This is a genomic window from Variovorax sp. P2_H12 (assembly GCF_056403395.1).
On record NZ_JBFUFO010000253.1, the window covers coordinates 1 to 405 of the forward strand.

The following is a 405-nucleotide window of genomic DNA, read 5'->3' on the forward strand; positions in this document are numbered from 1 at the left end:
ACGGATGGATCGGCCAGGGCAGAGAGGGCGGCAGCCGCGGAGAGTTCATGGCCATCGGCTACGACCGCACACGGCTCCGGCCTCTGGAGTACGACCACTTCTGGCTCTCCGGCACCCCGCAGGAGCCCGGCTCCAACACCTGGGGAGGGGGCTGGCCCCGGATGGTCACATGGGTGCGCTTTCATGACCTGTCGGGCGGTGGCGAACTGTTCGCCGCGAACACCCACTTCGACGACGCGAGCGCATACGCGCGGGAGTGCTCCGCCGAGCTCCTCGCCGAACGGCTCAACACGCTCGCGCCCGAGGTTCCGCGCATCGTCACCGGTGACTTCAACACACCCGCGGGCGACAGCACCGTACACGCAGCGCTCCTGACCCGGGCGGATCTCGTGTACACCTGGGAAG

The 405-nt window shown here is 68.6% G+C and carries 1 protein-coding gene; it reads left to right on the plus strand.

Going from position 1 to position 405, the window contains the following annotated elements:
- Positions 1-47 precede the first annotated feature (47 nt).
- Positions 48-405 (plus strand): exonuclease/endonuclease/phosphatase family protein (locus AC1DYK_RS36025; RefSeq protein ID WP_478170625.1); only part of this gene is annotated, 358 nt, incomplete at its 3' end.